This is a genomic window from Streptomyces beihaiensis (assembly GCF_026274175.1).
Taxonomy (GTDB): Bacteria; Actinomycetota; Actinomycetes; order Streptomycetales; family Streptomycetaceae; genus Streptomyces; species Streptomyces beihaiensis.
This window is the reverse complement of sequence record NZ_JAPHNL010000257.1, coordinates 1-22,665: the sequence shown is the minus strand read 5'-3', so window position 1 is coordinate 22,665 and position 22,665 is coordinate 1. Positions and strand designations below refer to the sequence as shown.

The 22,665-nt window shown below is 71.1% G+C and carries 19 protein-coding genes; 15 read left to right on the top strand and 4 right to left on the bottom strand.

Annotated features, from left to right (window positions below):
- Positions 1-59 precede the first annotated feature (59 nt).
- The gene (locus OFY01_RS20235; protein WP_266601902.1) at positions 60-722 is read right to left on the bottom strand and encodes a DUF1707 SHOCT-like domain-containing protein; all 663 of its coding nucleotides are present in this window, start codon (positions 720-722) and stop codon (positions 60-62) included.
- A gap of 176 nt (positions 723-898) precedes the next feature.
- Here OFY01_RS20235 and OFY01_RS20230 point away from each other — a divergent pair, with 176 nt between their 5' ends.
- From OFY01_RS20230 to OFY01_RS20195, 8 genes are all read left to right on the top strand, one after another.
- Entirely contained in the window at positions 899-2,599 is a 1,701-nt protein-coding gene (locus tag OFY01_RS20230) for a fumarate hydratase (RefSeq protein ID WP_266601900.1), read from the top strand.
- A gap of 95 nt (positions 2,600-2,694) precedes the next feature.
- Positions 2,695-3,021 (top strand): DUF1876 domain-containing protein, encoded by a 327-nt coding sequence (locus OFY01_RS20225; protein ID WP_266601898.1) that lies wholly within the window; start codon positions 2,695-2,697, stop codon positions 3,019-3,021.
- Between the two features lie 157 nt (positions 3,022-3,178).
- On the top strand, positions 3,179-4,633 hold the full coding sequence (locus OFY01_RS20220; protein ID WP_266601896.1) for a class II fumarate hydratase: 1,455 nt from the start codon (positions 3,179-3,181) through the stop codon (positions 4,631-4,633).
- A 127-nt stretch (positions 4,634-4,760) separates the two neighbouring features.
- The gene (gene fomD, locus OFY01_RS20215; protein WP_266601894.1) at positions 4,761-5,450 is read left to right on the top strand and encodes a cytidylyl-2-hydroxypropylphosphonate hydrolase; all 690 of its coding nucleotides are present in this window, start codon (positions 4,761-4,763) and stop codon (positions 5,448-5,450) included.
- Positions 5,451-5,610: 160 nt separating this feature from the next.
- Positions 5,611-6,306 carry a class I SAM-dependent DNA methyltransferase gene (locus tag OFY01_RS20210; protein ID WP_266601892.1) on the top strand — a complete coding sequence of 232 codons (696 nt, stop codon included), beginning with the start codon at positions 5,611-5,613 and terminating at the stop codon, positions 6,304-6,306.
- A 40-nt stretch (positions 6,307-6,346) separates the two neighbouring features.
- Positions 6,347-8,401: an ATP-binding SpoIIE family protein phosphatase gene (locus tag OFY01_RS20205; RefSeq protein WP_407700384.1), complete on the top strand. Its 2,055-nt coding sequence runs from the start codon at positions 6,347-6,349 to the stop codon at positions 8,399-8,401.
- A 477-nt stretch (positions 8,402-8,878) separates the two neighbouring features.
- On the top strand, positions 8,879-10,216 hold the full coding sequence (locus OFY01_RS20200; protein WP_266601890.1) for an MFS transporter: 1,338 nt from the start codon (positions 8,879-8,881) through the stop codon (positions 10,214-10,216).
- On the top strand, positions 10,213-11,526 hold the full coding sequence (locus OFY01_RS20195; protein ID WP_266601888.1) for an amidohydrolase: 1,314 nt from the start codon (positions 10,213-10,215) through the stop codon (positions 11,524-11,526). Before OFY01_RS20200 ends, OFY01_RS20195 begins: the two co-directional genes overlap by 4 nt.
- Before the next feature lie 90 nt (positions 11,527-11,616).
- On the opposite strand, the gene OFY01_RS20190 is transcribed toward OFY01_RS20195, so the two are convergent.
- The gene (locus OFY01_RS20190) at positions 11,617-13,887 is read right to left on the bottom strand and encodes a transglycosylase domain-containing protein (RefSeq protein ID WP_266601886.1); all 2,271 of its coding nucleotides are present in this window, start codon (positions 13,885-13,887) and stop codon (positions 11,617-11,619) included.
- 262 nt (positions 13,888-14,149) lie between these two features.
- On the opposite strand from OFY01_RS20190, the gene OFY01_RS20185 reads away from it, so the two are divergent.
- From OFY01_RS20185 to OFY01_RS20165, 5 genes are all read left to right on the top strand, one after another.
- Positions 14,150-15,112, top strand: coding sequence for an SPFH domain-containing protein (locus OFY01_RS20185; RefSeq protein ID WP_266601884.1), 963 nt, complete (start codon positions 14,150-14,152; stop codon positions 15,110-15,112).
- Positions 15,058-15,336, top strand: a complete 279-nt coding sequence (locus OFY01_RS20180) for a hypothetical protein (protein WP_407700385.1) — start codon at positions 15,058-15,060, stop codon at positions 15,334-15,336. Before OFY01_RS20185 ends, OFY01_RS20180 begins: the two co-directional genes overlap by 55 nt.
- A gap of 186 nt (positions 15,337-15,522) precedes the next feature.
- Positions 15,523-16,050: a PadR family transcriptional regulator gene (locus OFY01_RS20175; RefSeq protein WP_266601880.1), complete on the top strand. Its 528-nt coding sequence runs from the start codon at positions 15,523-15,525 to the stop codon at positions 16,048-16,050.
- Entirely contained in the window at positions 16,047-16,733 is a 687-nt protein-coding gene (locus OFY01_RS20170) for an ABC transporter ATP-binding protein (RefSeq protein ID WP_266601878.1), read from the top strand. The genes OFY01_RS20175 and OFY01_RS20170 overlap by 4 nt, the downstream gene beginning before the upstream one ends.
- Positions 16,730-19,090, top strand: a complete 2,361-nt coding sequence (locus OFY01_RS20165) for an FtsX-like permease family protein (protein WP_266601876.1) — start codon at positions 16,730-16,732, stop codon at positions 19,088-19,090. The genes OFY01_RS20170 and OFY01_RS20165 overlap by 4 nt, the downstream gene beginning before the upstream one ends.
- Positions 19,091-19,104: 14 nt before the next feature.
- On the opposite strand, the gene OFY01_RS20160 is transcribed toward OFY01_RS20165, so the two are convergent.
- Complete coding sequence (locus OFY01_RS20160) at positions 19,105-20,187, bottom strand: hydrogen peroxide-inducible genes activator (protein WP_266601874.1); 1,083 nt, start codon at positions 20,185-20,187, stop codon at positions 19,105-19,107.
- 132 nt (positions 20,188-20,319) lie between these two features.
- Between OFY01_RS20160 and OFY01_RS20155 the strand changes: the two genes are divergently transcribed.
- Positions 20,320-20,874, top strand: a complete 555-nt coding sequence (locus OFY01_RS20155) for a peroxiredoxin (protein WP_030800852.1) — start codon at positions 20,320-20,322, stop codon at positions 20,872-20,874.
- Between the two features lie 2 nt (positions 20,875-20,876).
- Positions 20,877-21,419, top strand: a complete 543-nt coding sequence (locus tag OFY01_RS20150; RefSeq protein WP_266601870.1) for an alkyl hydroperoxide reductase — start codon at positions 20,877-20,879, stop codon at positions 21,417-21,419.
- Between the two features lie 77 nt (positions 21,420-21,496).
- On the opposite strand, the gene OFY01_RS20145 is transcribed toward OFY01_RS20150, so the two are convergent.
- The coding region (locus tag OFY01_RS20145; protein WP_266601868.1) for an AI-2E family transporter at positions 21,497-22,665 on the bottom strand (1,169 nt) is incomplete at its 5' end.

The following is a 22,665-nucleotide window of genomic DNA, read 5'->3' as shown; positions in this document are numbered from 1 at the left end:
GCGCAAGTTCCCCACCGCACACAGGAGTTCGGCGGGCGCCCGGGGCCGCCGGGGAGCCGTCAGCCGAAGTGCCTGCGCAGCTGCCGCTCCAGGCTGCGGATGACGCGGCCCTTCTTCGGCTTCGCCTCGATGTTGCCGAGGACCGCGTAGCCCTCGACGTACACGACCGGCGCCTCGGACTCGTCCGCCTCCAGCGCCTCCACCTCGAAGTTGCCGAGCACACCCGTGCCGGTGCCGCGCAGCGAGATGTTCTCCGGGACGTGGATCTCCACGTTGCCGAAGACCGAGACCGCCTTGATGTGGACCTGCGGGTATTCGAAGAGCGCCTCGCTGAGGTCGATCTCCACGTTGCCGAAGACCGCGTACGCGTGCGTGCGGCGGCCGATCCGCCAGCGGCCCCTGCGCGACGTGGAGCTGAAGACCGCCACCAGGTTCTCCTCCGCCGCCGCGACGGCGTCGGACGCCGCCCGGTCCCGCGCCGGTCCCGGCGCGGCCGCCGGCCCCGCCTCGCGCGCGCCCGGCAGGTCACGCACCAGCGGTTCGAGCTCGCCCACGGTCTTGGCGCGGTAGGCCCGCTCGATCCGCTCGGCGTGCTCCTCCGCGTCGAGGCGGCCCTCGGCCAGCGCCTCGCGCAGGATGTCCGCGGTGCGGTCACGGTCGGCGTCCGACGCGCGCAGGTCGGTCGGGGCGGTGCTCGGCTCGGGGCGCTTGTGAAGGTCCACGGCAGCAGCGTACCCAAACGCGATAGATCGCGACTAGGGGGAAGCCGGGACAGTCTGCGACGGCGGCCGGGCCGACTGAGCCCTACCTCACACGGGGCGCCCCACCCTCAGGTTCTAGGCTGGTCGACGCTGCCAACGGATGCCAGCTGCTGTCTGTCGAGTGAGGAATGGGCGAGATGCCGAGTAGTTCCCCCCCACCCAACCCTGCGTTTGCGTACACCGATCTGCTCCCCCAGGGCGAGGACACCACCCCGTACCGCCTGGTGACCTCGGAGGGTGTCTCCACCGTCGAGGGGCCGGACGGCCGTACGTTCCTGAAGGTCGAGCCGGAGGCGCTGCGCAAGCTCGCCGAGGAGGCCATCCACGACATCCAGCACTACCTGCGCCCGGCCCACCTCGCACAGCTGCGCCGCATCGTCGACGACCCCGAGGCTTCCGGCAACGACAAGTTCGTCGCGCTCGACCTGCTGAAGAACGCCAACATCGCCGCGGCCGGCGTGCTGCCCATGTGCCAGGACACCGGCACCGCCATCGTCATGGGCAAGCGCGGCCAGAACGTCCTCACCGAAGGTGAGGACGAGAAGGCGCTCAGCAAGGGCATCTACGACGCCTACCAGAACCTCAACCTGCGGTACTCGCAGATGGCTCCGCTCACCATGTGGGAGGAGAGGAACACCGGGTCGAACCTGCCGGCGCAGATCGAGCTGTACGCGACCGACGGCGGCGCCTACAAGTTCCTGTTCATGGCCAAGGGCGGCGGCAGCGCCAACAAGTCGTTCCTCTACCAGGAGACCAAGGCGGTCCTCAACGAGGGCTCCATGATGAAGTTCCTGGAGGAGAAGATCCGCTCCCTGGGCACCGCCGCCTGCCCGCCGTACCACCTCGCCATCGTCGTGGGCGGCACGTCCGCCGAGTACGCGCTGAAGACCGCCAAGTACGCCTCCGCGCACTACCTGGACGAGATTCCGGCCGAGGGTTCCGAACTCGGCCACGGCTTCCGCGACAAGGAGCTTGAGCAGAAGGTCTTCGAGCTGACGCAGAAGATCGGGATCGGCGCCCAGTTCGGCGGCAAGTACTTCTGCCACGACGTGCGCGTGGTGCGGCTGCCGCGGCACGGCGCCTCCTGCCCGGTCGCCATCGCCGTGTCCTGCTCGGCCGACCGCCAGGCCGTCGCGAAGATCACCGCCGAGGGCGTCTTCCTCGAACAGCTGGAGCGGGACCCGGCGCGGTTCCTGCCGGAGACGACCGAGGAGGAGCTCACCCAGGGCGCGGGCCCCGACCTCGACGCGGTCAGGATCGACCTGTCCCGGCCGATGGACGAGATCCTCGCCGAGCTGACCAAGCACCCGGTCAAGACCCGCCTCTCGCTCACCGGCACGCTCGTCGTGGCCCGCGACATCGCGCACGCCAAGATCAAGGAGCGGCTCGACGCGGGCGAGGAGATGCCGCAGTACCTGAAGGACCACCCGGTGTACTACGCCGGTCCGGCCAAGACCCCCGAGGGTTACGCCTCCGGTTCGTTCGGCCCGACCACCGCCGGGCGCATGGACTCGTACGTGGCGCAGTTCCAGGCCGCGGGCGGCTCCAAGGTCATGCTCGCCAAGGGCAACCGCTCCCAGCAGGTCACGCGGGCCTGCGACGAGTACGGCGGCTTCTACCTCGGCTCCATCGGCGGCCCGGCCGCCCGCCTGGCGCAGGACTGCATCAAGAAGGTCGAGGTCTTGGAGTACGAGGAGCTCGGCATGGAGGCGGTCTGGAAGATCGAGGTCGAGGACTTCCCGGCGTTCATCGTCGTCGACGACAAGGGCAACGACTTCTTCCAGGACCCCGCGCCCGCACCGACCTTCACGAGCATCCCGGTGCGCCACGGGGCGTAGGCCCTGGGCCGGCCGCCGCGCGTTGGTCTTCGGCGGCCGGACGGCGCACTCTGGGGAGTGGGACCGCTGGACGGGACCGCTGGAGGTGAGCCGCCATGACGACCAAGACGCTTGTCGGATGGCACATCGAGTGTGAGTTCGAAGAGGACGGCAAGCACACCAGGGCCGCAGCCCTGCTGCGCCTCAGTGACGGCACGGAGTGCCGTGGACACGGCCGTGCGGACCGTTACCCCTCCGACCCGGAACAGCTGCGGGTCGGCGAGGAGATCGCGGGCGCACGGGCCCTGATGGACATCGCCGGACAGTTGATGGACAAGGCGCACGGGGAGATCGACGAGGCGGTCGGCCACACGACCCACCCGCTGCGGTGGGCGGGGCTCGACGACTCGCGCGACGCGGCCCGCCGCGCCCGCGCGTGGTGACGGCCGTGGGCCACCGCGCCGAGTCACATGACGCGCGACGTGTGAGGTGCGACGTATGACGTACGTCGTATGACGCGCGACGCATGACGCACGACGTCGTCGCCGAATCGGGTCAGTGCCCGGGAACAGAACCCCGTTCCCGGGCACTGACATGTGTATGAGCGACCACGTGACCGACCGTAAGAACGACGGCAGCGAGAAGAACGCGGGCCCCGACGGCAGCAGCGACCCGGCGTACCGCGTCGAGCACGACTCCATGGGCGAGGTCCGGGTGCCCGCCGACGCGAAGTGGCGCGCGCAGACGCAGCGGGCGGTGGAGAACTTCCCCGTCTCCGGCAACCGCCTTGAGCGCGCCCACATCGAGGCGCTCGCCCGCGTCAAGGCGGCCGCGGCCAAGGTCAACGCCGAACTCGGGGTGCTCGACAAGGACATCGCCGACGCCATCGTCCAGGCCGCAGGCGAGGTGGCCGAGGGCCGCTGGGACGACCAGTTCCCGGTCGACGTCTTCCAGACGGGCTCCGGCACGTCCTCCAACATGAACACCAACGAGGTGCTCGCCACTCTCGCGAGTGAACGTCTTGGCCGCGACGTCCATCCGAACGACCACGTCAACGCCTCGCAGTCGTCCAACGACGTCTTCCCGTCCTCCATCCACATCGCCGCCACCGCCGCGGTCACCCGCGACCTGATCCCCGCCCTGGAGCACCTCGCCACGTCCCTGGAACGCAAGTCCGCCGAGTTCGCCGATGTCGTGAAGTCGGGGCGTACGCACCTGATGGACGCCACCCCCGTCACCCTCGGCCAGGAGTTCGGCGGCTACGCGGCGCAGGTCCGCTACGGCGTCGAGCGGCTGACCGCCTCGCTGCCCCGGCTCGCCGAACTCCCGCTCGGCGGCACCGCCGTCGGCACCGGCATCAACACGCCGCCCGGCTTCTCGGCAGCCGTCATCGCCGAGGTGGCACGGTCCACCGGGCTGCCGCTGACCGAGGCCCGCGACCACTTCGAGGCGCAGGGCGCGCGCGACGGGATCGTGGAGACCAGCGGGCAGCTGCGCACCATCGCGGTCGGCCTCACGAAGATCGCCAACGACCTGCGGTGGGCCGCCTCCGGGCCCCGTACCGGCCTCGCCGAGATCAGCCTGCCCGACCTGCAGCCCGGCTCGTCGATCATGCCGGGGAAGGTGAATCCGGTCATTCCCGAGGCGGTGCTGATGGTCGCCGCGCAGGTGACCGGCAACGACGCGACCGTCGCCACGGCGGGTGCGGCGGGCAACTTCGAGCTGAACGTGATGCTTCCGGTCATCGCCAAGAACGTGCTCGAGTCGATCAGGCTGCTCGCCAACGTCTCCCGGCTCCTCGCCGACCGCACCGTGGACGGCATCACCGCTCACCGCGAACGCGCGCGCGAGTACGCCGAGTCGTCGCCGTCGGTGGTCACACCGCTCAACAAGTACATCGGGTACGAGGAGGCGGCGAAGATCGCCAAGAAGTCGCTCGCGGAACGCAGGACGATCCGTCAGGTCGTGCTCGACGGCGGATACGTCGAGCGCGGCGACCTCACCATGGAGCAACTGGACGAGGCCCTGGACGTCCTGCGCATGACGCATCCGTGACGCCCATGACATCCATGTCACCCGTGACAGTGGTGACACCTATGGCACCCGTGACAGCCATGACGCCCGTGACACTCGTGACACCCGACACACAGCGACGTATGCCTTCGGCACCTAATATCTGCTCATGACAGACGACGGAGTCGCGGCGGTGCCCGCGGAGACCTTCGACGGTCGCTGGACGCCCGGTCAGCAGATCCTGTGGCGCTACCGCGCCAACGGCGGCGACGGCTTCCACATCTGCCGTCCGGTCACCGTGGTCCAGGACACCCCGGAGCTGCTGGCCGCGTGGATGGCGCCGGGCACCGAGTGTGTCAGGCCGGTGCTCGCCGACGGTACCCCCGTCCACCGTGAGCCGCTCGCCACCCGGTACACCAAGCCGCGGGCGCTGAGCCACGACCGGTGGTCGGGCACCGGCGTGCTGAAGCTGGCGCGGCCGGGCGAGCCCTGGTCGGTGTGGCTGTTCTGGGAGCCCGGCTGGAAGTTCCGCAACTGGTACGTGAATCTGGAGCAGCCGCGCGTACGGTGGTCCGGTGGTGTGGACTCCGAGGACCACTTCCTGGATCTGTCGGTCCACCCGGACGGCAGTTGGCGCTGGCACGACGAGGACGAGTTCGCGCAGGCCCAGGCCGTGGGCCTGATGAGCGCCGAGCGGGCCGAGGCCGTACGGGCCGCGGGGCGACGGGCGGTCGAGGTGATCGAGCGCTGGGGCCGTCCGTACGCGGACGGCTGGCAGCGCTGGCGGCCCGATCCGGCGTGGCCGGTGCCCGGCCTCCCGGAGAACTGGGACCGTACGCCCGCGCACGTGTCCTCATGAGCCCCTTGATGCGCCCCCGTGGGGGAAACGTAGGATCGTCCTCCGCAAGTGCGGAATGCGGCACGAGAGGTCGCGCGAAGAGCGATCCGGGCAGCAACTCTTCGCGCGCGCGGCGGGTCTGACACGATGTCGACGAAGTCATCGAGGGGCGGCGGGAGTCGTGGGTCGCAGCAGTGGGACGTACGGGGCGGGAGGGGCCGACCGGGCCGACCGATCGGCTCAGGCCGCCGCGTTCGACGCGATCGGCGGGCGCTACGACCAGGCGTTCCCGCACAAGGACGGTCAACTGGCCGCCGTGGAGCGGCTCCTGGCCGAGCTTCCGCCGAAGTCGCGGGTGCTCGACGCGGGCTGCGGCACCGGAGTTCCGACGGCCCGTCAACTCGTCGACGCGGGGCATCAGGTCGTCGGTGTCGACCTGTCCGGCGGCATGCTGGAGCTGGCACGCTCGTCCGTGCCCGAGGCCGAGTTCAGACAGGCCGACCTGATGACACTGTCCGCCCAGGGCTCGCAGGGCCGGGACGGCATCGGCCAATTCGACGCCGTCACCTGCTTCTTCACCCTGTTGATGCTGGAGCGCGCCGCGATCCCCGCCGCACTGCGACTGCTGCGCTCGCTGCTTCGCCCCGATGGCTTGTTGGCGCTGTCCATGGTCGAGGCCGACCTGGACGACGCCGAGATTCCGTTCCTGGGGCACACGATCCGGGTATCGGGATTCCTGCGGGACGAATTGCGCCAGGTCGTGCGCGACGCGGGCTTCGAGATCACCGGGGAGGAGACGTACGCGTACGCTCCGGCCGACACCGACGTCCCACCAGAGCACCAGCTGTTCCTGATCTGCCGGCGCACCGGCCGGTGACCCCCGAGCTCGCAGCCCCGTACGGACGGATTCGACACGCGTGACGGAGTACCCCACCTCCCATGAAGGCCGCCAAGGACGCCACCACGGCACGGCGGCCCACCCCGCCGACCCTCGCGGGGCGCTGCGGCGCGCCCAGGAGGCGTCCGGGTCCATGGCCGACGGCGGGTTACCGCAACAGCCGCGGCGCGGCTCCGCCAAGCCGCCCGCTCCCTCCCCCTCCGCCACGGCGCCGCCCGGCCCGGCGGACACCGAACACTCCCAGCCACGCTCGCCGTCACCCGAGCCGGTGCGTCCCGCGGGCCCCGTCGGCCCGGTCGGCCCCCCGGACGGCGCCGACCGGCGCATCGGGCAGCCGCATCCGCCGGGCCAGCCGGTGGCGATGCGGCGCGACGGCGACCGGCTGCGGTTCGTCGGTGCGGCGACCCGGCGGATCGCGCGCGGGCTCGACCTCGACGAGATCGTGATGGGCCTGTGCCGGGCGACCGTGCCGACGTTCGCCGACGCGATCCTGGTGTATCTGCGCGAGCCTCTGCCGGTCGGCGACGAACGGCCCACCGGGCCGATGATGCTGCGCCTGCGCCGCACCGACCGCATCCCCGAGGAGCCGGACTCCGAGGTCGGCACGCTGCCCGCGGTGAGCGTGCCGCAGCTGGAACTCACGCAGGGCAGCGCCGAGTTGTGCGAGGTGCGGCCGGGCGGCGCGCTCGCGGAGGTGCTGCGCGGCGTACGGCCCGTCTTCGCGGAGTCGCCCGCCGCGCTGGCCGCCCTGCCGGAACTGCTCGGCACCGCGCTTCCCGTGTCCGGGGAGCAACGCCACACCATCCTGGCGCCGTTGCGGGGCCGACGCCGGGTGATCGGCGCGGCGGTGTTCCTGCGCCGCCCGGACCGGCCCGCGTTCGAGTCGGACGACCTGCTGGTCGCCGGGCAGCTGGCCACGCACAGCGCGCTCGGCATCGACAAGGCGGTCCTGTACGGGCGTGAGGCGTACATCGCGGACGAGTTGCAGCGCACGATGCTGCCCGAGACGCTGCCGAACCCGACCGGGGTCCGCCTGGCCTCCCGCTACCTCCCGGCGGCGGAGACGGCGCGGGTCGGCGGCGACTGGTACGACGCGATCCCGCTGCCGGGCAGCCGGGTGGCGCTGGTCGTCGGGGACGTGATGGGCCACTCCATGACGTCGGCCGCGATCATGGGCCAGCTGCGCACGACCGCGCAGACGCTCGCCGGGCTCGACCTGCCGCCGCAGGAAGTCCTGCACCACCTCGACGAACAGGCCCAACGCCTGGGCACCGACCGCATGGCCACCTGCCTCTACGCGGTCTACGACCCGGTCTCGCACCGCATCACCATCGCCAACGCGGGACACCCGCCGCCGGTCCTGCTCCACCTCGGCGGCCGGGCCGAGGTGCTACGGGTGCCGCCGGGCGCGCCGATCGGCGTCGGCGGGGTCGACTTCGAGGCGGTGGAGCTCGACGCGCCGGCCGGGGCCACCCTGCTCCTCTACACGGACGGCCTGGTGGAATCGCGCCTGCGCGACGTGTGGACCGGCATAGAGCAGCTGCGCGAACGGCTTGCGGCGACGGCCCAGTTGACGGGCCCGGATCACCCCCCGCCGCTCGAAGCGCTCTGCGACGACATCCTGGACATGCTCGGTCCGGGGGACCGGGACGACGACATCGCGCTGCTCGCGGCCCGCTTCGACGGGATCGCGCCGAGCGATGTCGCGTACTGGTTCCTGGACCCGGAGGACGCCGCACCGAGCCGCGCCCGCCGCCTGGCCCGCAGCGCGCTGGCCCGCTGGGACCTGGAGGACCTGACGGACTCGGTGGAACTGCTCGTGAGCGAGGTGGTCACCAACGCCGTCCGTTACGCCTCGCGCCCGGTGACGCTGCGCCTGCTGCGCACGGACGTGCTGCGCTGCGAGGTGGGCGACGACGTACCCCAGCTCCCGCGCCTGCGGCAGGCCCGCGCCACGGACGAGGGCGGCCGCGGTCTCTACCTGGTCAACCGCCTGACCCGACGCTGGGGCGCCACCCGGCTGAGCGCCGGAAAGGTGGTGTGGTTCGAGCTGGCCCGGCCGGGGGCGGGCTGAGAGGCCGAGAGCTGGGGTTCACGCTCGGCTGACGGCTGACGGCTGACGGCTGACGGCTGACGGGCCGATGACCCGCTGAACCGGCGGGCTCGCGGGCATGCGGCCCGCGGGCATGCGGGCTCGCGGGCATGCGGGCATGCGGGCATGCGGGCATGCGGGCATGCGGGCATGCGACACGCGAGCCCGCCGCCCTGTGACCGGACGACCCGCGACGGGCACCCCGCTCCCGCCCCGCTCCCCTCTCGCTCCCGCCCCACTTCGCCTCACCTCACCGCACCCCGCCGCAGCCCACCCCGCCGCACCGCACCGCCCCCCACCCCAGCCCGCCGCACCGCAAGCACGCTCGGTGGCGGATTCCTGCATGAGACCTGGCCGGACGCCGCTTTCCTGCAATTGGGACTCCTTCTCGTACGACGGCCGGATTCTGTCCCCACTTCAGAGCCACCCCCCGTCCGCACCCCACGAGAAGGAGTGCCCGTGGCCCCACCGCTCTCGGCCCCGGCCGCCAGGGAACGACTGGACAAGGGCGCACGCGTCACCGTCGTGCTGCTCTTCGCCGCCTGGCTCATCGACTACATCGACCGGCTCGTCATCAACCTCGCGCTGCCGTCCATCGGCGACGAGTTCGACCTCAGCAAGACCCAGCAGGGCCTGGCCGTCTCGGCGTTCTTCCTCGCGTACGCGGCCTGCCAGGTGCCCGGCGGCATGCTCGCGGACCGGTTCGGCGCCAAGCGGGTCACCTGCCTGGCGCTGCTGGTGTGGTCCGCCTTCACGGCGCTGACCGGGCTCGCCGGATCGTTCGCGATCCTGCTCGTGGTGCGGTTCCTGTTCGGGGTGGCCGAGGGCGTCTTCCCCGGCGCCTCGATGAAGGCCGTCAGCGAACGGACCACCCCGGGGCAGCGGATGGCCGCCAACGGCATGGTGCAGTCCTCGAACGCCGTCGCCGCGGTCGTCGCGCCCCTCGCCGCCGCCCCGCTCATCGCGCACTTCGGGTGGCGCTCGGCGTTCTTCAGCGTGGCGGGCGTCGGCGTCTTCGTGTGGGCGGCGGTGAGCCTGTGGCTGCCGCAGCGGCGGGCCGCCGACACCCCCGAGCCCGGACCGTCCGGCGGTCCGGCCGGGACGGCGTGGAGCGCGCGCACGGTCCTGCGCTCCCCCACCATGTGGGCGTTCGCGGCCATGTTCCTCGGCTACGACATCATCGTGTGGGGCCTCAACACCTGGGTGCCGTCGTACCTCAACGAGCAGCGCGGCATCTCGCTGACCTCGGCCGGAGCGGTCGCCGTGATCCCCGCGGGTGCGGCGACGGTGGCCATCATCGTCGGCGGCCGCCTCTCGGACCGACTGAACGGCAACCACCGGCGGATCATCCTGCCCGCGATGGCCGTCGCCTCCGTCGCCCTCGCCCTGATGGCGACCGCGACCACGACGACCGCGTTCATCGGCTGGATGACCGTGGCCATCAGCGTCGCCTCCCTCTCCTACATGCCGATCTTCGCGGTCCCGCTGCGCAGCCTGCCGACCGAGCTGACGGGTGCGGCAGTCGGGCTGATCACGCTCGGCGGTCAGCTCGGCGGCGTGGTGGCGCCGACGGTGATGGGCATGCTGGCCGACACGGCCGGATTCGCGGCGGCCTTCGCCTTCCTGATCGTCGGCGCGGTCCTGGCCGCCGCGCTCGCCCTCCGCACCCCGCAGGACACGGCGTCGTTCCGCAAAGCGCTGCGTCTGCCGGGCCCGTCACCCGAATCCGTAGAAGACTTGGCAGCCCCGACAACCCCGGCTTCCCCGGAGCCTCCCGTAGAAAGCGAGTCCGCATGACAACGCCCGACACCAGCAGCCCCGCCCTCCGCCCGCTGCTCGACGGCATCGACGCGCTCCTGCCCGTCCTGCGCCCCTTGTACGAGGACCTGCACGCCCACCCCGAGCTGTCGATGCGGGAGACGCGTACCGCCGGTGTGGTGGCGGACCGGCTGCGCGCGCTGCCCGGCTGCGAGGTCACCGAGGGCGTCGGCGGCACCGGGGTCGTGGGCGTGCTGCGCGGCGGCGCGGGTGACGGGCCGACCGTGCTGCTGCGCGCCGACATGGACGGCCTGCCGGTCCTGGAGGCGACGGGCCTCCCGTACGCCTCCAGGGTCCGCACCACCGACCGCGACGGCAACGACACGGCGGTCATGCACGCCTGCGGCCACGACATGCACGTCACGTGCCTGCTGGGCGCGGCCGAACTGCTGGCCACGCACCGTCAGTCGTGGCGCGGCACGGTCGTCGCCGTGTTCCAGCCCGCCGAGGAGACCGGCGAGGGCGCGAGCGGCATGCTGGCGGACGGCTTCGCCGACCGCTTCCCGCGCCCCGACGTCTGCCTGGGCCAGCACGTGGGCCCGTTCCCCGCGGGCGTCGCGGTGACCCGCCCCGGCGCGGTGATGTCGGCTTCGGACAGCTTCCGCGTACGCCTCTTCGGCCGGGGCGGGCACGGTTCGTCGCCCGAGTCGGCGGTCGACCCGGTGGTGATGGCGGCGGCCGTGGTGATGCGACTCCAGACGGTCGTCTCGCGCGAGGTGGGCGCGGGGCAGCGGGCCGTGGTGACCGTGGGCTCGATCCACGCCGGCACGAAGGAGAACATCATCCCCGACGAGGCCGAGCTGAAGATCAACATCCGCTCGGTCGACCCGGTCGTACGGCAGCGGGTGATCGACGCGGTGCACCGGATCGTCCGGGCCGAGGCGGCGGCGTCGGGCGCGCCGAAGGAGCCGGAGTTCACGTCGCTGGGCGAGTTCCCGGTCACCGAGAACACGGCCGACGCCACGTCGACCGTCGTGGACGCGCTGCGCGGCGCGCTGGGCGAGCAGGGCGTGTTCACCCTGCCCCAGCCGATCAACGGCAGCGAGGACTTCGGCCTGTTCGGCACGGCCCTGGGCGTCCCGTCGGTCTTCTGGCACTTCGGCGGCGCCGACCCGGCCCTCTTCGCGGACATGACGCCCGAGGAGCTCGCCACGCGCGGCCTGCCGCCGGAGATCCCCACGAACCACTCCCCGAAGTACGCCCCGCTCCAGGACCCGACCATCGCGGTGGGCGTACGGGCGCTTGTGGCCGCGGCGATGGCCTGGGTGGGGGCCCCGGCCTCGGCGTGACGTGCGGGGCGACATCCTGATGTGGGTACGGCGGGAAAATTTCCCGCCGTACCCACTACGGCGACGACGTCCCGCCCCCGCCCGACTCAGTTAACCGTTCCCTTTGCCGTTCCCCGGCTTCAGCGGATCCGTGGGGAACGTCGGCGGCGACGCGGTCCCGCTCGTCGGCGTCGACGGCCCGGTCGCCGTCTGCGACGGCGTCTCGCTGCTCGGTGGCGCCGACGGAGTCGTGGGCGTCTGCGACGGCGTCTCGCTGGTCGGCGGCGCCGACGGAGTCGTGGGCGTCTGCGACGGCGTCTGGGACGGCGTGGCCGGGGCGGTGGTCGTCGGGGCGACGGCCTTGCCCATGTCCGTGTTCAGCTCGAACTTGGCCGTGGGGCTGGACGAGTTGAAGGTGTACTGCGCCCAGATCCTGGCCGGGAACGCGCCACCGTTGACCCGGCCGCCGCCGGCCGTGCCCGCCATGGAGACCTGGCCGCCCCTGGCGATCGAGATGTCCTTGCCGGAGCAGTGCAGTGTCCGGGGCCCGGCGGCCTCGCCGAACAGGCCGACCGACGTGACGAGGTCCGGGGTGTAGCCGGTGAACCAGGCCGACCGGTTGCAGTCCGACGTACCCGTCTTACCGGCCACCTTCCGGCCGTCGCGGTCGGGGTTGGCGCTGACCGACCTGCGCGCCGTACCGTCGTCGACCACACCGGTCAGGACCGAGGTGACGGCGTCGGCGGTGCCGGCCTTGATGACCTGGCCGCCGATCGCGGACGGCAGGTCGAGCTTCTGGCCCTGCTTGGTCACCGACTTCACGATGTGCGGGGTGACCAGCTTGCCGTGGTTGTCGAGGGTCGCGTAGACACCGGCCATCTCCATGGGGCTCGCGCCCATCGAGCCGAGCGTCTGGGCGAAGTAGGGCTTGAGCGGCCCGGTCATGCCGAGCTTCTTGGCCATCGCCATGACCTGGTCCATGCCGACGTCCGCGCCCATCTGCGCGAAGACGGAGTTCACGGAGTCGTCCATGGCCTTCTGCACGGTGATCGGGCCGTAGCTGAAGTTGTCCTCGTTCGGCGGGGCGAAACCGACCTTCTGGCCGTTGGAGACGACCGGGCGCTTGCTCTTGCCGGAGTAGATCGTGTCCGCGGTGATCGGCTTGCCGTCCTGGGTCTGGGCGCCGTTCTCCAGGGCCGCGGTGAGGATGACCGGCTTGAAGGTGGAGGCGGGCTGGTAGTCGGTGCGCGTCGCGTTGTTGCGGTAGTGCTTGGACAGGCCCTGGCCGCCGTACAGGGCGACGATCTGGCCCGTCTTCGGGTCGACGGAGACGGCGCCCGCCTGTACGTCGGCGTCCACCTTGCGCTTCTTGGGGTCCAGCTTGTCGTTGAGCTGGTCCTTGACCGCCCTCTCCAGCTGCTTCTGCTTCTTGCGGTCGATGCTCAGGGTGACCGTGTAGCCGCCCGCCTCGAACTGGTCGTCGGTGAGGTGGAGTTCCTTCTCGACCTCGGCCTTCGCCGCGTAGTACAGGTAGCCGTCCTGGCCCTTGCCGCTGATGCCCGAGGTGCCCTTCGGCGCGTGCGGCGTCGGGAACTTCATGCCCTGCCGCTCACTCGGGTCGAGCCAGTGCATCTTGACCATGTTGTCGAGCACGTAGTTCCAGCGCGCCTTGGCCAGCTTCTTGCCCGTGTCGGAGGCGATGGCCCAGTCGTACTCGTTGGGGGCCTGGAGCAGCGCCGCGAGGTAGGCGCCCTGCTGCACGGTCAGCTGCGACGCGTCGACGCCGTAGTAGGCCTGGGCGGCGGCCTGGATGCCCCAGGCGCCGCGGCCGTAGTAGCTGGTGTTGATGTATCCGGCGAGGATGTCGTCCTTGGACATCCGCTGGTCCACCTTCAGCGAGATGACCAGTTCCTTCAGCTTGCGCGAGGCGGTCTGTTCCTGCGTGAGGTAGTAGTTCTTCACGTACTGCTGGGTGATGGTCGAACCACCCTGCATGCCCTTGCCGGTGAGCGTGTTGAAGGCGCCGCGGGCGATACCCTTCAGGTCGACGCCCTTGTCGGTGTAGAAGGTCTTGTTCTCGGCGGCGACGAACGTGTGCTGCACGCCCTTGGGGATCTCCGACAGGCCGACGATCTCGCGGTTGACCTTGCCGGAGCGGGCCAGGGTCGTACCGTCGCTGTACTTGAAGATGTTGGCCTGCCGCTTGGCGTCGTTGTTGCCCTGGGGCACGTCGATCGTCATGTACAGCACGATGAACGCGCCCATGCACAGCAGGACGAATCCGAAGAACGCGCCCAGGAGCTTCTTCCAGGTGAAGAAGCGGCGTATACCCGACGGCCGCGCCGCGCGCTTGCGCGCCTTCCTCGCTTCCGCTCGGCCCATGGCTGTGTCGCTCCGCTTCTCTCCGAGTACGTCGTACGTATGTCTTCCGTGCTGAATCAGCTCATGAAGCTAACACCGCCACTTAAGTCAAAACCCGGCCGTACCGGGCATTTCCGGACGTGACAATCAGCACCTGCATCCATGGGAACCGACGAACGAGGGGTGCAGAAGGTTGCCGCGAGGAGTAAAGTGATATCACTTTGCTAGACCAGCGCCGCCGGAGACGGCGGCGAACCAGCAGCTCAGAGAAACGGGGACTGTCATGTCAGAGACGGACACCACATCGGACGCCACCACCACGTCCGGGACCGCAGCGCCGGACGTTCCGCAGATGCCCAAGGCGCGCGTACGCGAGGTCACGGCGCACAGCATCGGCGGTGGACTCGCCCTGCTGCTCGGCCTGGTCGGGCTGGTCGTGGGCGTCGGCCTCATCGCCACCGCGACCGCGGTCTCGTCGACCGGCGGCAAGGCCCTGCTGATCGTGTTCGGCATCCTCGTCGCGATCGGTTCGATCTTCGCGATGAGCGGCCTGAACATGGTCGCGCCCGGCGAGGCCCGCGTGGTCCAGCTCTTCGGCCGCTACCGGGGCACCATCCGTACGGACGGGCTGCGCTGGGTCAACCCGCTGACCTCCCGTACGAAGATCTCCACGCGCGTACGCAACCACGAGACCGCCGTGCTCAAGGTCAACGACGCGTACGGCAACCCGATCGAGCTCGCCGCGGTCCTCGTCTGGAAGGTCGAGGACACGGCGCAGGCCACGTTCGAGGTCGACGACTTCCTGGAGTTCGTCTCGACGCAGACCGAGGCGGCGGTGCGGCACATCGCCATCGAGTACCCGTACGACGCGCACGACGAGGACTCGCTCTCGCTGCGCGGCAACGCCGAGGAGATCACCGAGAAGCTGGCGGTCGAGCTCCACGCACGCGTGGAGGCCGCGGGCGTGCAGATCATCGAGTCGCGCTTCACGCACCTCGCGTACGCGCCGGAGATCGCCTCCGCGATGCTTCAGCGGCAGCAGGCCGGTGCCGTCGTGGCGGCGCGCCGCCAGATCGTCGACGGCGCGGTGGGCATGGTCGAGGCCGCGCTCGCCCGCATCCAGGAGCAGGACTTCGTGGAGCTCGACGAGGAGCGCAAGGCGGCCATGGTGAGCAATCTGCTGGTCGTGCTCTGCGGCGACCGCGCGGCGCAGCCCGTCCTGAACACGGGGACCCTCTACCAGTGACCCCACGACCGCGTAAGCAGGTGCTGCTGCGGCTCGACCCGGCCGTGTACGACGCGCTCGCGCGGTGGGCCGGGGAGGAGCTGCGCTCCGCCAACGCGCAGATCGAGTTCCTGCTGCGGCGGGCCCTCGGGGAGGCCGGGCGCCTCCCCGGGGCGGCGGGGCCGCTGCCGCGGCGGGGCAGGCCACCCAAGAACCCGGGGGGTGACACCCCGGCCGACGAATGACCGCCGAACGATCGGCGGATGCCGCCGAACGACGGCCGAACGACCGCCGAACGACCGCCGAACGACCGCCGGTGCGGCCGGCCGCTCGCACGCGGTGTCGTCACGGCTCGACGCAGGCCCACGCTCCTCGCCGACCGTACCCCACCGCTATACACCGCACGTATACATGCGATGTATAGTTCCCCCATGTCCATCGGCCACACCCTCCTCGGGCTTCTCGAAGCCGGGCCCCGCCACGGCTACGACCTCAAGCGCACCTTCGACGAGACCTTCGGACACGACAAGCCGCTGCACTACGGACAGGTCTACTCGACCATGTCCCGCCTCCTCAAGAACGGCCTCGTCGAGGTCGACGGGGTGGAGAGCGGGGGCGGTCCCGAGCGCAAGCGGTACGCGATCACCGAAGCCGGTGTCACCGACGTCCAGCGCTGGCTGGCCACGCCGGAGAAGCCGGAGCCGTACCTCCAGTCGACGCTGTACACGAAGGTCGTCCTCGCCCTGCTCACCCACCGCGACGCCGCCGAGATCCTCGACGCGCAGCGCGCCGAGCACCTGCGCATGATGCGGATGCTCACCGACCGCAAACGCAAGGGCGACCTCGCCGACCAGCTGATCTGCGACCACGCCCTGTTCCACCTGGAGGCCGACCTGCGCTGGCTGGAGCTGACCGCCGCGCGTCTCGACCGCCTCGCCCGGGAGGTGCGGCCCGCATGACGCCCGCCGGGTCCCTCCTCTCCGCCACCGATCTGCGCAAGTCGTACGGCAGCACGCCCGCGCTCGACGGTGCCTCGTTCTCCGTGCACCCGGGCGAGATCGTCGCCGTCATGGGCCCCTCGGGCTCGGGCAAGTCGACGCTGCTGCACTGCCTGGCCGGGATCGTCGCGCCGGACGCGGGGACGATCACGTACGACGGCCGCGACCTGACCTCCCTCACCGATGCCGAGCGCAGCGCGCTGCGGCGCGGCGAGTTCGGGTTCGTGTTCCAGTTCGGCCAGCTCGTCCCTGAGCTGACCTGCGTGGAGAACGTGGCCCTTCCCCTGCGCCTGAACGGCGTCAAGCGCAAGGACGCCGAGCGCCGCGCCCGCGCCCGGCTCGAACAGCTGGAGGTCGACGACGTGGCGGGCAAGCGGCCCGGCGAGGTCTCCGGCGGCCAGGGCCAACGGGTCGCGGTGGCCCGTTCCCTGGTGACCGACCCGCGTGTGCTGTTCGCCGACGAGCCGACCGGCGCGCTCGACTCGCTCAACGGCGAGCGCGTCATGGAGCTGCTCACCGACGCCGCCCGCGAGGCGCGCGCCGCCGTCGTCCTGGTCACGCACGAGGCGCGGGTCGCCGCCTGGTCCGACCGCGAGGTCGTCGTACGCGACGGCAGGTCCCGCGACATGGAGTTCACCCGATGAGCCTGCCCGGCCCGCTCTCCGGCCGCCTGCGCGACCTCGGCCTCGGCGTCCGGTTCGCCGTGTCCGGCGGACGCGAGGGGTGGACCCGCACGCTGCTCACCGCGATAGGCGTGGGGATCGGCGTCCTCGTGCTGCTCGGTGCCGCGTCCGTGCCGACGTTCCTGCACAAGGGCAACGCACGCGAACACGCCCGCATGCTCGGCATGGGTTCGAGCGGCGAACACGTCCACCGCTCCGACCACAGCTTCCTCTACGTCGACGTGTCGTCGCAGTACCGGAGCGACCAGGTCAGCGGCTACCTGCTGCGCCCCGACGGCGCACACCCCGCCCTGCCGCCCGGGGTCGACAAGGTGCCGGGGCCCGGCGAGATGGTCGTCTCGCCCGCGCTGAGGAAACTGCTGGCCTCCCCCGAGGGACGGCTCCTCAAGGAGCGTTACGACTACCGGGTCGTCGGCACCGTGCACGACGCGGGCCTGACCAGCCCCTTCGACCTGTACCTCTACGCGGGCAGCTCAACCATCGACACGGCCCACGGGGCACACCGCGCCGACCGCTACGGCGCCTACCTGCGCCCCCAGCCGCTCAACCCGGTCCTCGTCGTCATGGTCGTCCTGGCCTGCGTCGTCCTGCTCGTACCGGTCGCCGTGTTCATCGCCACGGCCGTACGGTTCGGCGGTGAGCGGCGCGACCGGCGCCTGGCCGCGCTGCGCCTGGTCGGCGCGGACGCCCGGATGACGCGGCGCACGGCGGCCGGGGAGGCACTGTTCGGCACCCTGCTCGGCGTGGCGCTCGGCGGCGTGTTCTTCCTCGGCGCCCGCCAGATCCTCGCCCACGTGCAGATCTGGGGCCTACAGGGCTTTCCGGCCGATGTCACACCGATGCCCGCGCTCGCCGCGCTGATCCTGCTCGCCGTGCCGCTCTCGGCGGTCGCCGTCACGCTGTTCGCGCTGCGTTCGGTGACCATCGAGCCGCTGGGCGTCGTCCGCAGCTCGCGGCCACGGCCGCGCAGGCTGTGGTGGCGGCTGCCGGTTCCGGCGGCGGGCGTGGCGCTGCTGCTGACGGCGGAGCCCGTCGACGCGGTGGACGTCCTCGGCCTGGTGCACATCGCGGCCGGTGTCCTACTCAGCCTGCTCGGCCTCGTCCTGGTCCTGCCGTGGCTGGTCGAGGCGGCGGTGCGAAGGCTGCGCGGTGGCCCGGTGCCGTGGCAACTCGCGGTACGCAGGCTCCAGTTGCACAGCGGAGGCGCCAGCAGGGCGGTCGCCGGGATCAGTATCGCGGTGGCGGGCGGCATCGCCCTCCAGATGTTCACCGTCGGGATCGACGCGGACTTCCGCAAGACCACCGGGGCGGACCCCAAGCGGGCCCAGTTCGGCGCCCTCGCCTCCTACCCCAGCGGGGCCCTCGCCCAGCGGATGGTCGACGACTTCGGCGCGACCAAGGGGGTGAAGAAGGTCATCGGCACCGTCGAGAGCTGGGCGCGCCCGCAGCGCGCGAAGGCCGACCCCAGGGGTGCCACGACCGTCTCGTTCACCGTCGGCTCCTGCGGCTCGCTGCGCGAGCTGGCACACCTGTCCTCCTGCGAGAACGGTGACGCGTTCCGGGTCACCGAGTCCCACGACGCACAGCAGGACGGCCGGTTGCAGAAGCTCGCCCGGCCCGGCACCCGGCTCGCCGTGGACGACGGGCGCGACCTGTACGGCGGCACGGCGAAGCCGGTCCTGTGGACGCTCCCGAAGGACGTGCCCACGGTCGCCTCGCGCCGCGCACCCGACGGCACGTACTTCGGCGGCATCCTCGCCACACCGGGCGCCATCGACCCGTCGAGGCTGCACAACGCCACGACGTCCGCCGAGATCCAGGTCGACGAGAGCGTGCCGGACGTCTACGACCTGGTACGTAACACCGCCTTCAGGATCGAGCCCGGCATGCGGACATGGAACTTCCGCGACGTACAGCGCGACCAGCAGTACACGAGCATCCGCTCGGGCGTGTTCACGGCCTCGGCCCTCACGCTGACGCTGATCGCGGCGGCGATGCTGGTCTCCCAGATCGAGCAACTGCGCGAGCGCAGGCGGCTGTTGTCGGTTCTCGTCGCCTACGGCACCCGCCGCTCCACACTGGCCTGGTCGGTCCTGTGGCAGACGGCGCTCCCGGTGGTCCTGGCGCTGGCCCTCGCGGTGGCGGGCGGCCTGGGCCTGGGCCGGCTGATGCTGGGCATGGCCCACAAGCCGGTCACCGACTGGGGCCTGTGGCTACCGCTGGCGGGCGTGGGCCTGGCGTCCGTGGCGACGGTGACGCTGCTGAGCCTGCCTCCGCTGTACCGCTGGATGCGCCCGGACGGCCTGCGGACGGAGTGACGGGGTCACTCGGATCACTTCGACCACTCGGGCTCATCGGGTCCGTCGGATCCGTCGGACCCGTCGAGCCCATGGGATCCGTCGGGCCCATCGGATCCACCGAGCCCATCGGGTCCGTCGGGCCCATCGGAGCCACCGAGCCCATCAAGTCCACCGGTTGCGACCCGGACAGGCAGGCTCCGCAGAGCGGTCCGCAGGGCCGAGGCCAACTCCCGGTACTCCGCGGCGCGAGCCGCGCCGGTGCGCATGGCCAGGGCGACCGTGCGGCTGGGCGCGGGCTCCTCGAAGTACCCGGTGAGCAGCTGCGCGCTGCGGCTCGCCTCCACGGCGAGCGCGGTACGCGGCAACAGCGTCACTCCGAGCCCGCCGGCGACGAGTTGTACGAGCGTGGAGAGCCCGGCGGCGGTCGTGGTGACCGGTGCGTCCCCGCGCCCCGCCTCCCGGCACACGTCGAGCGCCTGGTCCCGCAGGCAGTGCCCCTCGTCGAGGAGCAGCAGGTTCAGGTCGCGCAGCGCCTCACGCGGGATGCCCTCGCGTCCCCCGAGCCGGTGGTCGAGGGGGGTGACGAGGACGAAGTCCTCGTCGAACAGCGGCAGTTCGGTGACGCCGGGCACGCCGAGGGGCACGGCGAGCAGCAGCAGATCGAGCCGCCCGGCACCGAGCCCGTCGAGCAGCGAGGAGGTCTGCTCCTCGTGCACCTGGAGGTCGAGGTCGGGGTAGCGATCGTGGACGAGGCGGAGCACGGCGGGCAGGACGTACGGGGCGACCGTCGGGATCACGCCGAGCCGCAGGACGCCGGTGAACGGCGCCCGCACCGCCTCGGCCTCCGCCATGAGCGCGCCCACCTCGTCGAGCACGCCCCGGGCCCGTACGGCGATCCGCTCACCGGCCGGCGAGAGCAGTACCTTCCGCGTCGTGCGTTCGACGAGCGTCAGGCCGAGCGCCTCCTCCAGGGCGGACACGGCCCCGGACAGGGCGGGCTGGCTCATGCCGATCGCGGCCGCGGCGTCACGGAAGTGCAGATGCTCGGCGACCGCGGCGAACGCTCTGAGCTGGGCGAGACTGGGCTGTCTGCGCCTTCCGTTCTGTACGGCCACTGATAGCCACCTCCGATCAACATGACCGAGTCTAGCTATTTCCACAATCAATGCACGCCGTGCCACGATCATGCGTAGTCCAACCCATGGAAAGGACCCCAAAAGGGACCTTTCTCGCTGCAAGGAGAGCGTGTGCTCACTGTCGGTGACAAGTTCCCCGAGTTCGACCTGACTGCCTGTGTCTCGCTGGAGAAGGGCAAGGAGTTCGAGCAGATCAACCACAAGACCTACGAGGGCAAGTGGAAGATCGTCTTCGCGTGGCCCAAGGACTTCACCTTCGTGTGCCCCACCGAGATCGCGGCCTTCGGCAAGCTGAACGAGGAGTTCGCCGACCGTGACGCCCAGGTCCTCGGCTTCTCCGGCGACTCCGAGTTCGTGCACCACGCCTGGCGCAAGGACCACCCGGACCTGACCGACCTGCCCTTCCCGATGCTCGCCGACTCCAAGCACGAGCTCATGCGCGACCTCGGCATCGAGGGCGAGGACGGCTTCGCGCAGCGCGCCGTCTTCATCGTCGACCAGAACAACGAGATCCAGTTCACGATGGTGACCGCCGGTTCCGTCGGCCGTAACCCCAAGGAGGTCCTGCGGGTCCTCGACGCCCTCCAGACGGACGAGCTGTGCCCGTGCAACTGGAGCAAGGGCGAGGACACCCTGGACCCGGTCGCGCTGCTGGCCGGTGAGTGACCATGGCCCTCGATGAGCTGAAGTCCGCCATACCGGACTACGCCAAGGACCTGAAGCTCAACCTGGGCTCGGTCATCGGAAACGCCGAGAGCGCGGGCCTGCTCACGCGGCAGCAGCTGTGGGGCACGGTCCTGGCGTGCGCCATCGCCTCCCGCTCGCCGCGCGTGCTGCGCGAGCTGGCGCCCGAGGCCGAGGCGAACCTGTCGCCCGAGGCGTACAAGGCCGCCAAGTCGGCCGCCGCCGTCATGTCGATGAACAACGTCTTCTACCGCACCCGCCACCTGCTCTCGGACGACGAGTACGGGAACCTGCGCGCGGGCCTGCGGATGAACGTCATCGGCAACCCGGGCGTCGACAAGGTCGACTTCGAGCTGTGGTCGTTCGCGGTCTCCGCGATCAACGGCTGCGGCATGTGCCTCGACTCGCACGAGCAGGTGCTCCGCAAGGCGGGCGTCGACCGCGAGACCGTGCAGGAGGCGTTCAAGATCGCGTCGGTCCTCCAGGCCGTCGCGGTGACGCTGGACGCGGAAGACGTTCTGGCGTAGCCCTTCCTCGCGTGGCGGGGGCCGGACACTTCCGGCCCCCGCTCCTCAGTTCCTCAGTTCCTCGGTTTTTCAGTTCCTCAGTCGCCGGAGGGGCTCGTCCTGGGTTCGACCGGTGCGAGCCCCACGGCGGTCGCGCCGCGCGGCAGGGGCGCCTGCCGAAGCGCCGCCTCGCGCGACCACGCCCTCAAGTAGCCGACGACCGTGTTGGTCACCGCGACCAGCGGCACCGCCACCACCGCTCCCCCGATCCCGGAGACCATCCCGCCCGCCGCGACGGACAGCACCACGGCCAGCGGGTGCACCCGCACCGCGCGCCCGAGGATGAACGGCTGCAGGATGTGGCCCTCGATCTGCTGCACCGCCAGCACCACCACGAGCACCATCACGGCCGTGAACACGCCCTGCGTCACGAGCGCGACGACCACCGCGAGCGCACCGGAGACGACCGCGCCCACCAGCGGGATGAACGCGAACAGGAAGATGAAGACGGCCAGCGGCACCGCCATCGGGACGCCGAGGAAGAAGATGCCGAGGCCGATGAAGATGGCGTCGATCAGGGCGACTATCACCGTGCCGCGCACGTACGCCGTGAGGGTGCGCCACGCGCGCGGTCCCGCCCCCGCGATGCCGGGCCGGGCCTGCGCGGGGACGAGCTTGAGGGTCCACTCCCAGATGCGCCGGCCGTCGTAGAGCAGGAACAGCGTCGAGAACATCGCCAGCAGGATGCCGGTCATCGCCTCGACGATGACGGTGACACCTTCCAGGCCCGCCGAGGTGATGGCGTCCGTGTTGGTGCCGATCGCGTCGCGCAACTGCTTGGCGATGTTGTTGATCTGCTTGTCGGTGACGTGGAAGGGGCTGTGCAGCAGCCACTTGCGCAGTTCGTCGATGCCGTCCTGGACCTGGTTGGACAGGTCGTCGATGTTCGTCTGGACCTGCCAGGCCACGAACCAGCCGACCAGGCCCATGATGACGAAGCCGAGGATCGCGGTCAGCGCCGTGGCCGGGCCCCTGGGCACACCGCGGCGCTTGAGCCGCGCCACGGTCGGCTGGAGCAGCGCCGTGATCAGCAGGGCGGCGATGAACGCGAACACCACCAGCTGCACCGAGCTGATGACCTTCATGAGGACCCAGACGGTGCCCGCGAGGACCAGGAAGCGCCAGCCCGCCTCCGCGGCCACCCGCAGCCCCCACGGCACGGCGACGGCCGGCTCCGGGCGGGCGGCCACCGCGGGCGCGTAGGAGG